We start from the raw sequence: 13,210 nt of genomic DNA, 5'->3' as shown, positions 1-13,210 counted from the left end.
TTCACTGAAATGATAAAATAAATCAATAAAACTGATTAAAATTATCACTATACAATTTGGATAATCTGTGATAAGATAAAACCCGTGAAAAGCAGAGAAAGGGAAGAGTAGCTGCAGAGAAACTTACAGAGAGCCATTGGCGGTGGAAAATGGCAGGGACGATGCAGTGAACTGGCCCCGGAGCTTCCGGCTGAACATTTTCAGACTTATATCAGACAAAAGGGAAACAGTAAGCCAGGACGGGTTCTCCCGTTACAGAGAAAGGCATGAAAGTGCCGGTAAGTGCATGTGAATACATGAAGTCAGAGTGGTACCGCGCAGGATTTTATATCTTTCGTCTCTATTGTCCTCAGCTGGGGAATAATAGATATGAAAGATTCTTTTTTTATTTTAACAAAACATTGGAGGAATGAGAATGAAGAATTTTGAGAAATACGAGAGACAGTATTTTATGCCCCCGGAAGTTACGTACGACTGGGTAAAAAAAGAATATATTACAGCACCTCCCGTATGGTGCAGCGTAGATTTGCGGGATGGAAATCAGGCATTGATTGAGCCCATGAGCCTGGAAGAAAAACTGGAATTTTTCCAGTTGCTGGTGGATGTGGGTTTTAAAGAAATTGAAGTGGGATTTCCGGCGGCTTCCGAGACAGAATACAAGTTCATGCGGGCGCTGATTGAACGGAATATGATACCGGATGATGTGACGGTGCAGGTTCTGACTCAGGCCAGAGAGCACATTATCCGCAAAACCTTTGAAGCGGTAGAGGGCGCGCCTCATGCTGTGGTGCACCTTTATAATTCCACTTCCCTGGCTCAGCGGGAGCAGGTGTTTAAAAAGAGTAAAAAAGAAATTCTGGAGATTGCAGTCAGCGGAGCAAAACTCCTGAAAAAGCTGGCGGAAGAGACAGAGGGGAATTTCACTTTTGAGTACAGCCCGGAGAGTTTTTCCGGAACAGAGGTGGATTATGCTCTGGAGGTGTGCAACGCAGTACTGGACGTATGGCAGCCCACACCGGAAAAAAAGGCTATTATCAATCTTCCTACCACAGTGGAAAACGCCATGCCCCATGTTTTTGCAGGGCAGGTGGAGTATATGAGCAAACATATGAAGTACCGGGAAAATGTGGTGCTGTCCCTCCATCCCCACAACGACAGGGGAGTGGGAATCTGTGATGCGGAATTCGGAATTCTGGCCGGGGCGGACCGGATTGAAGGAACCCTTTTTGGAAACGGGGAGCGCACCGGAAACGTAGATATTGTAACTCTTGCCATGAATATGTTTTCCCATGGCGTGGATCCAGGACTGGATTTCAGCAATATGTCTAAAATTGCGGAGACTTATGAGCGTTGTACCAGAATGCAGGTTTCGCCCAGACAGCCTTATGCCGGAGAACTGGTTTTTACCGCTTTTTCCGGTTCTCATCAGGACGCCATTGCCAAAGGTATGGCCTGCCGGGAAGAGCGGCCGGACGGAGCATGGACGGTACCCTATCTGCCCATTGACCCCAAAGATGTGGGACGGACCTATGATTCCGATGTGATTCGCATTAACAGTCAGTCCGGAAAAGGCGGCGTAAGCTATATTCTGAAACAGAATTACGGTATTACGGTTCCGGATAAAATGAAAGAAGAAGTGGGATATACGGTGAAAGGGGTATCAGACCATCGGCATATGGAACTGTCACCCCGGCTGGTGTATGAGATTTTTGAGGAACATTATGTGGAGCATATGCCCCATTTTCAGATTCCGGAGTGCCATTTCCGTCAGAAGAACGGTATGCTGGCAGAGGTGACAGTGGATCATGGCGGAAAGAAACGCAATGTAACAGGCAACGGCAACGGACGTCTGGACGCGGTGAGCAATGCATTGAAGCAGTATTTTAATGTAAGCTATGAGCTGTCCGTTTATGAGGAACATTCTCTGTCCAGAGGTTCTTCCGCAAAAGCAGTGTCTTATGTGGGAATTTCCTGTAATCAGCAGTTGTACTGGGGTGTGGGAATTGACGAAGATATTATCAAATCTTCCATTGCGGCCCTCTGTGTGGCTGTAAATAAGCTGGAACAGATTCAGCAGGCCGAAACGGGCCGGGATGACAGGCTGAATGAGATTATGAATTACATTCAGGAGCATTATCTGACCGTGACGCTGGATGAACTTACAGAGAAAATGCATTTGTCCAAGCCATATCTTTCCAAATATATCCGGGAGAAGTCCGGGAAAACTTTTGGAGATATTGTAAAAAATGTCCGGATGAAAAAAGCGCGCACTCTGCTGAAAAACACCGGAATGACTGTGGAAAATATTGCAGAAAGCGTGGGTTATCAGAACGTGGAGCATTTCAACCGTCTCTTTAAGAAACGATATGGAATGACTCCGGTGCAGTACCGTAACAGAGAACAGAGAGGCAAGTAAAGAGCAGCCCTGTTTTTCTGAAGAAAACCGTGACAGTTCAGCCCAGGACTTTGCACCTGCTGCAAAGTCCGTAAGAAGGTGTGAATTCAGCCAGAAAACCACTTTGTTCCAGATTGGTTCAAAGTGGTTTTCTTTTTATGAGGTTTTATGATAGAATATGATAGAATCATACAAAAAGTAAGTAAAATGTCAAAGAGAGCAGAAATGAACCTGAAAATGGCAGATATACTGAGGTTTCTTTTTCCGGAACTGCAGATAAGGGATGCAGTCAGGGAACAGGGGTTTATTGCACGCAGAAGGAGAGATAACAGAGAATCGACGGAAACGGACAGGCGGGTGAGCTATCAGGGTAATACAGCAGTTCAGCAGAGGATGGATTCTGCTCTGAACACTGCCACTTATACGCCGGAAGATATGCACAGAATGGAACAGAGACTGTATGCATCGTCAGACGGCGGAATGAATGCAGAAAGAGCGGAGCAGAAATTTGAAGGATTCGAGCAGGAATTCAGAAGCCGCTGGATTGGTATGCCGGAAGATGTGAGAATGTTCTGCCAGGCGTTCAAACGTCCTTTCGTCATGGGCTATGATTTGCGGAAAACAAAAAATAACATACTGATTACCGGAACAGAAAGCAGGGGCAAAGTGACTGCGGCGGCGGTAGCAGGCAGCCTTCTGAAGCAGAGAGGTATGATATCCTGTCCGGATATTTCAAAACTGGATATGTCAGTTTATCAGGGAAAATCAGATAATATCATGTTTTTGGGAGATTTGCGGCAGGCTCTGGCGGAACCGACAGAAATTGTTGTCTTTGAAAATATTGAACAGATGAATGCCGGAGATATTGATACGATTGTAAAAATAATTTTCGAAGGATTCTGCCGCCTGACCGCAGGAAATACAGGGCAGAATATTGTGCTGTCTGCCAGAGGCAAATATTTTATATTTACCTCCTGTGCCGAAGAAACCAGGGTGACAGAGGTTCTCGGACAGAATTTTATACGAAAAATGGGAGATATCATACGACTGGAACCTCTGGGAGAAGAGAAAATAAGAGAAGTGGTAAAAGGACTGGCGGAAGAATTCCTGAAGAAAACCAGGAGACAGCTTCAGATCTGCCTGGAGCCGGAAGACACTTTTACGGAACAGCTCAGGCAGGAATACAGCCTGGTTTCAGGTGTGAAAGGATTACAGACTAATATAGAAGAAAATATATACAAACCGCTGGCAGAATACCGTCTGCAAAATCCTGCAAGGGGCGAAGAACGGGCGGCAATCGGATATGAAAACGGATATTTTATAAAGAACAGTCGGACAATCTGGCTGAATGATTTCCAAAAACGCTATGATGAAGCGGGAATTGAGCAGGTGAAGCAGGAACTGTCAGAAATTATCGGACTTGATTCGGTGAAAGAGTATGTGCTCAATCTGGAAAATAACCGGAAGGTTCAGCAGCTCAGAGAGAGCCGGGGACTGAAAACAGCAGAGCTTTCCATGCACATGATTTTTACAGGAAATCCGGGAAACGGAAAGACAACCATTGCCCGGATTGTGGCGAAATATCTGAAAGCCATCGGGGTTCTTTTCGGGGCAGCTGCGGGAAGTCATCCGTTCTGATCTGGTGGGGCAATATGTGGGCCATACGGCGGTTGACTTCAAATGTGATAAAATCGGCAATCGGAGGCGTGCTGTTTGTGGACGAGGCCTATGCCATTACAAACGACGGCGGCAGCTTCGGGCAGGAATGTATTGACACACTGGTAAAGCTGATAGAAGATTTCCGTGAAGAAATTCTGATAATTCTGGCGGGATATACAAAAGAAATGAAAGATTTTATGAAGGCCAATTCCGGACTGGAATCCAGATTTCCGCTGCAGATAGAATTTCCCGATTATACGGCGGAGGAACTTTTTGAAATCGGAAAAGATATGGTAAGTAAAAAGGGCTTTTGCCTTTCCGATACGACCATATCCGTATTCAGAGAGGAAATACATGCGCTCAAAAAGCATTCCGGCCCTTCTTCAGGAAACGGAAGAATGGTCCGGAATTTTGTGGAAGAAATTGTACGCAGACAGTCAAACAGAATTGCCGTCTCCGACGTCTCTTAGGAGGATATGATACTGCTGATACCGGAAGACATTGCTTCTGATACCCGGAAGACTCAGGCCTATGATCTGGAACAGGATTTAAACAGGGTAATCGGACTGGAATCGATGAAAAGTATATCCGAAGTCTGAATGCCCGTCTGAAAGTGCAGGAAGAACGCAAAAAGCAGGGGATGAAAATTAATAACACCCAGACACTGCATATGATATTTATGGGAAACCCCGGAACCGGGAAAACCATGATGGCCCGGACTGTGGCGAATGTGCTGGCAAATATGGGAGTAATCCGTACAAATAAGCTGGTGGAAACAGACCGTTCCGGTCTGGTTGCCGGTTATGTGGGGCAGACAGCCATTAAGACGCGGGAAGTAATTGAAAGGGCGGCGGACGGTGTGCTGTTTATAGACGAAGCATATTCCCTGGCACAGGGCGGTGAGAATGATTTCGGTAAGGAAGCGCAGAATTTCCTGAATCAGAATGCAGGGCTGGAGTCCGGATTTCCCAATATCATAGAATTTGAAGATTATGAAACGGAGGATTTGATGGCTATCGCAGGACAGATGTACTCTGAACAGGGGTATATGCTGCATCCGGAAGCTGAAGTTCTGTTAAGGCATATATTCGAAGAAGGAAGAAAGCAGCCTCAGTTTGGAAACGGCAGGTTTGTGAGAAATGTGTTTGAGAAGTCTCTGAACGCACAGGCCCTCAGACTGAGCAGTGAGGAAGAAATGGACGCAGAGGATTTGATGATGATTACGGAACAGGATATCAGGGAGGTGATTTCGTTATGAAAACATTGTGGAATGCACTTTCCTTTCTTGCGACCATTATCTGGTCGGTGGCTGTGCTGCTGTGGGTAGTACTGATCCTGCCTTTTTCGGCTATTCTGGTGCCAACCGGTGACATTATGGGAATTTTGCACACAGGGTATACAACGATAACAGGGGGATTGGAGATGTTTATGGCGATAAGTCTGATAATCTCTCTGACCATGCTGGTTCCTCCATTCCGCCGGTGTTTCCGTATCTTTCCCTGGCTGTATCCTTATGTGAAGATTTTATCTGTGGATATGCCGGTTCTGGCAATAGCGGCAGAACTTCTGAATTATGGGTATGATATATACAGTGAGGAAAGGCACCGGATATTTATCCTGCTTATGATTGGGGAAATTGTGGCAGGCAGGCTTATGATGTGCTGGTATTTTCATAAAAAACCGGCTGGATTCAGGAGGGAAAATGATGGGCGGTAATGATTACAGAGAAAACAGTGAAACGACGCAGGCAGACAGATATTCCGGAAATTATGCTGAAAATGATACCGGAAATGAAAACCGGCGGGGAACTCACAGGATGCAGGAACATACCGGAAATGAAAACCGGCGGGGAACTCACAGGATGCAGGAACATACCGGAAAAAGCAGGGCGGAAGAATTTGAGAGAAACAGAATTTTGAAAAGAACAGGGATGGCATTCCTGGGAATGTCCATAGCAGCACTGATTGCCATCAGCTCCATGAACAGCGTTTCCACTGTTGACACATCCGATGTAGCAGCAGAAGCTCTGGAACAGGGGAAATCCACGGAACTGGGGGGCGGGAACGAGAATACTCATGAAAGACCAGGAGATGCCAGCCAGGGATTATACCATTGTTCATTCTTCACAGAAGGATACCTCGGAGCTGCAAATATGGGATTATGCTGCTGAGGACGGGGATTATGTACAGGTGCTGGTGGATGACGTGCCCCTGGGCGATCCTTTCATGATAAAAAATAAACCTGTTACCCTTACGGTTCCCGCAACGGGAGTGGTGCAGGTGCCGGGAACCAGAGACGGGGAAGGCGGCATTACCTATGCGATCAGATATGATTTTAACAATAAGACATATTTTAACGGGACAGATGAGGGGGAAGGTGAGGAAAGGATATATGTTGTCGAGCCAACAGGTGACTTTGAAGATGATCCGAATGTTACAGACAGGAAATTTCCAGGAAATCCAACAAAATCCTGTCGCTCGAAACACCCTCTGAAGATTGTGGCTGAGGTAATCAAATGGGAGGGGCATTCTCCTGAAATATTGAATAATATGCTGGAAAATCTCAGAAAACTGTCTGAACAGGGGATAAAAGCGATTGACTGATTTTGCAGGAGGAACAAAATGATAATCATTCTATAATCCGGTTTGTCGGCAGGCCGCATGGAAACCTGTATTTATCAGCCACACGGTTTATAATAAAAACTGTGTTAGTGGAGGTGGAAGAATGATAATCAGTGCAAGCCGAAGGACGGATATTCCAACATACTATTCTGAATGGTTGTTTAACAGACTTAAAGAAGGGTTTGTTCTGGTAAGGAATCCTAAAAATATTCATCAGATTGGCAGAATAAATTTATCTCCTGATGTTGTTGATGGAATCGTGTTCTGGACGAAAAATCCTGTATCAATGTTGGGTCGCCTCTCTGAACTGGATAGATATAATTATTATTTTCAGTTCACTTTGAATGCATATGACAGAGATGTGGAGCCTGACATTCCATCAAAAAACAATATCATTATCCCGGCCTTTCAAAAGTTATCTCAGGCAATTGGGCGTGAAAAAGTAATATGGAGGTACGATCCTGTTTTCTTCAATGACAGATATACCATGGAATATCACTGCAAATATTTTAAGGTATTAGCAGCAAAACTTGGTGATTATACTGAAAAATGTACGATAAGTTTTCTGGATTTATATCGGAATACCGTTCGAAACATGCAACCTTTAAATATACAACGGGAGACAGAAGAGCAACAATTTGAAATGATGCAGAGATTTTCTGATATTGCAAAAGAATATGGTTTCTATATAGACACCTGTGCTGAAGCGATAGAATTTGACGAATCAGGAATTTCTCATGCTCACTGTATCGACAGGGAGAGATTGGAGCGGATTGGAAAATATAAATTAACTGCAGGCAAAGATCCAAATCAGCGAACAGAATGTGGCTGTATTGCCAGCATAGATATTGGAGCATATAATACCTGTAAAAATGGATGTTTGTATTGTTATGCAAATTATAATCATCAAACTGTTATGAAAAATACACAGATCCATAATCCGGCATCACCCCTTCTTTTTGGGGAGATTGGAGCGGATGATGTAATAAAGGAACGAAAAATAGCTTCATGTAAAGAGTGTCAGATGACACTTTTTGATTTTATATTATGATTAAGATTAAGATACTTTTCGTGTGCCACGGCAGTATCTTGAAGAATCCCACAAAAGCCTGTAAAACCAATGCTTTTACGGAGAGAAAAGGCGCTTACTACACCACTACTACACCATTTTTGGAAGAGCCTTGAAATGACATTGCTTATAGCTAAATAAATATGTTTATAAGGTGGCAGTTTTCTTCATGGAAAGGGAACTGCCATTTGCCTTAAAAAATTCAACTACATTTTTGCATAATACATAGTAATTTAATGAAGAAAGATTTTTAACAGTGGTTGTTTTTTGGGGAATAGTAGAGTACAATATGGATAATGATAAAGTTAAGATAAAATATTGATAAGGAGTGAACGCTTATGTTACAGATTAGACCTGTTTCAGATTTGAGAAATAAATTCCCAGATATTGAGAAAATTGTAAATGCGGGTGAACCGGTATATTTAACAAAAAACGGATATGGAGCAATGGTGGTGCTTAGTCTTGAAGAATATTCAAAGTTGACGGATGGTGTTGAAGCTGCATTAGATAAAGCAGATAGGTTTGCGGCAGAAAATGATACAAGGATGAGCCATGAGGAAGTTTTTGGAGGACTACGGAGGAAGATAAATGTTCAGTAAAAAGTACAGATTGAGCTATCTGCCACTTTTTTATGAGGATCTTGATGAAAAAGTAACCTATATTGCAGAGAAACTGAAGAATCCAAAAGCGGCAAATGACTTATTGGATAAGGTAGAGTCTGCTATTATGGAGCGACTTCCAGTGGCTGAATCTTTTGAACCATATCATTCTGTCAGGGAGCGTAGATATTCTTATTATCGTATTTATGTGGATAATTATATAATTTACTATGTGGTAATTGATGATGATCCGAATGATTTGGTTATGGAAGTTAGAAGGTTTCTTTACAATGGACAGAATCGGGATAATATGGTGTAGTAATAATTGATGCAATGAAGGCTGATTGTTGGTTATGACCTCAATATAATGCCTTAAGATTATAAAAAGGAAAAATTATTTTTACAAAAATAAAGGCGGTAAACAACAATGAATAAAGAGAAGGCTTTACAAGGGATTGAAGCTTTAATTCAAGATGGAAATAATGTATTGAAAACAATGCGAAATAGCGAGCTGGGCGGAACATATGTAGATAGTGCTATATATAATAGTTGGCTGGCGAAGGCAATAGCGTTTTTGAAACTATTTTTGGAAGATGATAATGAGTTTGTAAAAGGATTGCAAAAATCTCATCGCAATTATTATTATGAAGCGTCTACTTGTGTAAAAATTATAGAAAACGTAAAAGAATACATAAATAAACCTGAATTATTCATGAGCATATAGAAATGCTTGATACTACAAAACATTGAACCAGTTCCCTTGAAATCAATCAAGTTATCCGCAAAAATGGGCAGACTTCCCCCCTGGAATCCGATTGAGTTACTTTGAACTGTCAAGGTACGTTAATAGTTGCTATTCCAACTGTACGGTCAGTCGCCGGATGTTCTCCAGTGTCCCGTAGAATTCCTTTTTATAGGGACAGCTGCTGCACAGCTTGAATGTGATATATCTTGCTGAACGGACTGCTCTCGCAGCAATTTTTATCAGCTTTAATCGAATGGTATTAACCTGTTGCTTTCGCATATTTGCCGGAAGTACCAGTCGCCTGAACCAATTGAATAAGTTGTACGCAAGCATGTGAATCCGCATTCGGTTGGCATTTACTACTTTGGAATGACTGCTGACAGCGGCAAAGTCAAATCCGCTTTTGCCTTCCCTGATAAAGTTTTCCATCCTGCCGCGGCCACAGTAAAACTGAATGATCTGACAGGGCTCCATATCCATGTTTGTAACAATAAAGGTGTGCATGTGTATAAGCTGACCGTATGGTTTCTCAATTTTGAAAACCACACGTCTCGGATATTCCCATGTACCAGCCTGATACAGGAATTCACCATAAGTTGCTCTATAGCTGATCTGGTCCTCTTTGGATGCTTTGTACAAATCTTCATCTTTATCCGAAGCAAGGGCAATAAGTGAAGAATTCTGTTTTAAGCGGATGGCATAGGAACAGCCATTCATCTCACAGGTTTTATAAAGTTTTGGAGATGAGAATCCGCTGTCGCCGCGAAGATAAGTTTTTATTCCTCTTTCCATGTATTCCAGAAAGAGGGATTCCATAAATTTATCCGTATCATTGCTGCAGTGGAGTGTTCCGTCATGCAGCTGTGCTTTGAGCAGATCGCCGGTCAATCCGTCATAGCACAGTAACGGATGATAGCCATGTGCCTGATAATGGAAGTTGAAGCCTTCTCCTTCCTGCTTGCCGTAAGTGCCAAACAGGGTGCTGTCCAAGTCAAAAAGCATATGTTCCGGCCGCTTTATAGAATAGATGATATCCCTGAGGCTTTTATCAATGTCATCGAACTGTATGAGGGTATCCTCGTTCATACGGTTGAAAAATCCTGATAATGTAGGCTGCGATGCCAGACTTTTCTTTTCAGGAATGGCATTAAAAACAGGATCCGAAGTTAGCTCGTCAGCGCAGTCATCTTGAAAATATGCGGAGATAATCTGATAGAGCATCTGCATAAGGTTTTCGTTATCCTTGTGGAAGCGGATCGATTTATCATCGGTCTTAAATATCTTTTTGATCAGCTTTGCAAAGCCGATTTTTGCAGCGAATTCTTTTATAAGAAGAAGTCCTGCATCGGAGGATAGATCGCCGCCGTTAAAATTTATTTTAATCTGTCTATTGCTTTTTAGTGATAAGGTGTTTAAAATATCCATAAAGGGCTCCTTTTGTGTGATTATTAAGACATTGAACACCTTAATTTTACCACAACTGGATGCTCTTTTTTTATTCATTTAATAGATGAAATGCAATAAACAGCTTAAATACAATAACTATGGGACTTTGAGTCACTTTTACCGTGTATCGGTGAATAATTTAGGTTTTATAACTGGGTTTACCAGAATAGGAAAGCGCCCTGGTGCAGACCTGTTCCAGCCTTTCTGGCGAATATTTCTCTGCCAGTTTCAACAATCCCATACAACTTCTATAGGATTGCTGTTCAACCCTACCGGAGGTAAGTATTGCATCGACAACCTTACTTGTGTTAATTCCAATCGAATCAGCCCATTTGCGGAACCGGTTACCATTCCACTCCAGATATTCCTGGTGCTCCTGTGGCATATGTTCTATCACAGTAGAATACTGACCGCTTCTTCCATGAAGCCGTCGGTGGGAGGCAATCCGATTGTGATTATAAAATATTTCGACCGTTGTATCTGTTATACGCACATCAACCTTATTTTTGATATACTGATAAGGCACGGAGTAGTACATCTTGTCTACTGCGATGTGATAGTTAAACTGGACAGTGGCTTGTTTCCATTCAGCCAGTTCAAAAGGTGTAGCAGGCAACGACGCCAGTAATGGCATTTCTTCCCCAAGAAATAAACTGAGCCTGCTACATTCCTTTTTCTGGAATTTACGAGCATTATAGGCATCCGGTTTTTCTCGGATAGAATCATTCAATTCGGTAAGAGAGAAAAACTGTTCATTACGAAGGGCTGCAGTTATCCAAGTGGATATTTTCCCTACAGATCCTTCTACATCTGGTTTATCCTTGGGTTTCCGGACTCTGGCCGGAATGATGGCAGGATTATAATGTTCTGCCATCTCGTGATAAGTTGTGTTTAATGCAGTGGTATACCAGTCACTCTTTTCATGATTTACCGCTGTTGTGCAGTTATCTGAGACGAGCATCGGTGTAACACCACCAAAGAAATCAAACATCTGGACATGAGCTTTGATCCAGCTGCCTGTTTTCTCATTCATGTATGCTTTTACAAAAGTGTATTGACTGTAAGTTAATACACCTACAAATATCCATGCATTTGTGATTTCTCCAGTATCTGGATCAATGATGTGGGCGGGATCACCTGCCCAGTCAACTTCAATCTGTTCACCTGGTTTTCCCGGGATATGCATGGTAGCCCTGCGTTTTTCTTCATCCTTTTGGATGTAGTAGCAGAACTGGGAATACATCAGAGGTTCTTCGCCGTTCATACGGCATTCCTCACAGTATTCTACCCAGAGAAGCTTTTTATTGACTCCATTCCGTAGAAGTTCTTTACGGATGTAGTCAAAGTCAGGCATACGTTTATTCGTTGCTGACTTATCTTTAGGGAACATCAGCTCCTCTGGTGTGCTGTCGGTCATGTCAAAATCCAGCGGCCATGAAAGATTTATTTCCGCTGCTTTTTTCAGAACCTTGGCGACTGTGTTTCTGGACACACCACAACTCTGTGCGATGTTCCGCTCACTGAATCCTAAGCTTTTCAAACGTAGGATTTCACGATATTTGGTCATAATTACGACCTCCTTTATCTGTATTCACACCAACGGTGTGTATCTACAGTATAAAGGAAATATATGTAATAGAGCCTTTATTGTGGCTCTGAATTACCGGAATATGTGGCTCCCATTCTCCGGAATGGTGGCTCTCAAAGTCCGGACAGGTGGCTCAGAGAACCCCGGAATAATCATTCAGAGTTTGGTACAGAAGAACAAAAGCAGAAATACCTTGTTCCGCTTTTGAAGGGAGAAAAGCTTGGGGCATTTGCAGTAACAGAACCGTCTGCGGGCAGTGACTTAGGCAACCAGCAGACATCAGCCGTTGACAAAGGGGATTATTGGCTGCTGAATGGTTCAAAAATCTTTATTACAAACGGATTCTATGCTGATACCTATTTTGTAACAGCCATGACAGATAAAAGCCAACGCAGCAGGGGTATATCCGGTTTTATCGTAGAAAAAGGAACTCCCGGCTTTACTTTTGGAACAAAGGAAAAGAAAATGGGGATTCGCGGTTCTGCCACATATGAATTGGTTTTTCAAGACTGTAAAATTCCGAAAGAAAATCTGTTAGGCGAATTAGGAAAAGGCTTTAAGATGGCTCTTATGACCTTGGATGGCGGACGTATTGGTGTAGCTGCACAGGCATTGGGGATAGCGCAGGGGGCGATTGACCATTGCAAAAAATATGTTACGGAACATATGCAGGGAGAACAAAGAATTTCACAATATCAGTTTACGCAGTTTGAACTTGCTGATATGCAGGCGAGAGTTGATGCAGCCCGTTTATTAGTATATCGTGCCGCACAGGCAAAACAGGATCATGAGCCATTTTCACATCTTGCGGCTATGGGTAAACTATATGCGGCAGAAGCCGCTACAAATGTGACACGTCGTTGCGCTCAACTTGCAGGTTATGACGGATATTCAAGAGATTTTCCGTTTGAGCGTTTAATGCGTGATGCAAAGATTACAGAGATTTATGAGGGTACGAGTGAAGTACAGAGAATGGTCATATCTTCATGGATGGGCGTTAAGTAAATTAACGGCGCATGATTATATACAGTGGTAATCAAATGCAAAGAGGAGTGGGCTGGTCTTTAATATAATAACAGCATTTATTG

Annotated in this window: 14 protein-coding genes, 1 pseudogene and 1 other annotated feature; of the genes and pseudogenes, 13 read left to right on the top strand and 2 right to left on the bottom strand. The window is 42.8% G+C overall.

Annotated elements, in window-relative coordinates; all coding sequences use genetic code 11:
- Window positions 1–85 precede the first annotated feature (85 nt).
- Window positions 86–345: a binding site (T-box leader), on the top strand.
- Between the two features lie 70 nt (window positions 346–415).
- The 12 genes from VSQ32_13455 (at window position 416) to VSQ32_13400 (ending at window position 9,067) form a co-directional block, all read left to right on the top strand.
- Window positions 416–2,416, top strand: coding sequence for a 2-isopropylmalate synthase (locus tag VSQ32_13455; protein ID MEH2943840.1), 2,001 nt, complete (start codon window positions 416–418; stop codon window positions 2,414–2,416).
- A 147-nt stretch (window positions 2,417–2,563) separates the two neighbouring features.
- Complete coding sequence (locus VSQ32_13450; protein ID MEH2943839.1) at window positions 2,564–4,033, top strand: hypothetical protein; 1,470 nt, start codon at window positions 2,564–2,566, stop codon at window positions 4,031–4,033.
- A 14-nt stretch (window positions 4,034–4,047) separates the two neighbouring features.
- Window positions 4,048–4,524, top strand: coding sequence for an AAA family ATPase (locus VSQ32_13445; protein MEH2943838.1), 477 nt, complete (start codon window positions 4,048–4,050; stop codon window positions 4,522–4,524).
- 6 nt (window positions 4,525–4,530) lie between these two features.
- Complete coding sequence (locus VSQ32_13440; GenBank protein ID MEH2943837.1) at window positions 4,531–4,653, top strand: hypothetical protein; 123 nt, start codon at window positions 4,531–4,533, stop codon at window positions 4,651–4,653.
- A 14-nt stretch (window positions 4,654–4,667) separates the two neighbouring features.
- On the top strand, window positions 4,668–5,312 hold the full coding sequence (locus VSQ32_13435) for an AAA family ATPase (GenBank protein MEH2943836.1): 645 nt from the start codon (window positions 4,668–4,670) through the stop codon (window positions 5,310–5,312).
- Entirely contained in the window at window positions 5,309–5,770 is a 462-nt protein-coding gene (locus tag VSQ32_13430; GenBank protein ID MEH2943835.1) for a hypothetical protein, read from the top strand. Before VSQ32_13435 ends, VSQ32_13430 begins: the two co-directional genes overlap by 4 nt.
- The gene (locus VSQ32_13425) at window positions 5,757–6,224 is read left to right on the top strand and encodes a hypothetical protein (protein MEH2943834.1); all 468 of its coding nucleotides are present in this window, start codon (window positions 5,757–5,759) and stop codon (window positions 6,222–6,224) included. Before VSQ32_13430 ends, VSQ32_13425 begins: the two co-directional genes overlap by 14 nt.
- Window positions 6,130–6,657, top strand: a complete 528-nt coding sequence (locus VSQ32_13420) for an NAD(+)--rifampin ADP-ribosyltransferase (GenBank protein ID MEH2943833.1) — start codon at window positions 6,130–6,132, stop codon at window positions 6,655–6,657. Before VSQ32_13425 ends, VSQ32_13420 begins: the two co-directional genes overlap by 95 nt.
- Before the next feature lie 121 nt (window positions 6,658–6,778).
- On the top strand, window positions 6,779–7,726 hold the full coding sequence (locus tag VSQ32_13415; GenBank protein MEH2943832.1) for a DUF1848 domain-containing protein: 948 nt from the start codon (window positions 6,779–6,781) through the stop codon (window positions 7,724–7,726).
- A 356-nt stretch (window positions 7,727–8,082) separates the two neighbouring features.
- Window positions 8,083–8,343 carry a type II toxin-antitoxin system Phd/YefM family antitoxin gene (locus tag VSQ32_13410; GenBank protein ID MEH2943831.1) on the top strand — a complete coding sequence of 87 codons (261 nt, stop codon included), beginning with the start codon at window positions 8,083–8,085 and terminating at the stop codon, window positions 8,341–8,343.
- Window positions 8,333–8,662, top strand: a complete 330-nt coding sequence (locus tag VSQ32_13405; protein ID MEH2943830.1) for a type II toxin-antitoxin system RelE/ParE family toxin — start codon at window positions 8,333–8,335, stop codon at window positions 8,660–8,662. Before VSQ32_13410 ends, VSQ32_13405 begins: the two co-directional genes overlap by 11 nt.
- 108 nt (window positions 8,663–8,770) lie before the next feature.
- Entirely contained in the window at window positions 8,771–9,067 is a 297-nt protein-coding gene (locus tag VSQ32_13400) for a hypothetical protein (GenBank protein MEH2943829.1), read from the top strand.
- A gap of 129 nt (window positions 9,068–9,196) precedes the next feature.
- Here the strand turns inward: VSQ32_13400 and VSQ32_13395 are convergent, their stop codons facing one another.
- A complete protein-coding gene (locus tag VSQ32_13395; GenBank protein MEH2943828.1) occupies window positions 9,197–10,513 on the bottom strand; it encodes an IS1380 family transposase in 1,317 nt (438 codons plus the stop codon).
- A 160-nt stretch (window positions 10,514–10,673) separates the two neighbouring features.
- The gene (istA, locus tag VSQ32_13390; protein ID MEH2943827.1) at window positions 10,674–12,101 is read right to left on the bottom strand and encodes an IS21 family transposase; all 1,428 of its coding nucleotides are present in this window, start codon (window positions 12,099–12,101) and stop codon (window positions 10,674–10,676) included.
- Between the two features lie 180 nt (window positions 12,102–12,281).
- Here istA and VSQ32_13385 point away from each other — a divergent pair.
- Window positions 12,282–13,127 (top strand): annotated as a pseudogene (locus VSQ32_13385) (acyl-CoA dehydrogenase family protein).
- Window positions 13,128–13,210 lie beyond the last annotated feature (83 nt).

The organism is Lachnospiraceae bacterium JLR.KK002 (assembly GCA_036941025.1).
In the GTDB taxonomy this organism is placed as follows: Bacteria; Bacillota; Clostridia; order Lachnospirales; family Lachnospiraceae; genus Petralouisia.
This window is presented reverse-complemented; position numbering and strand designations above follow the sequence as displayed.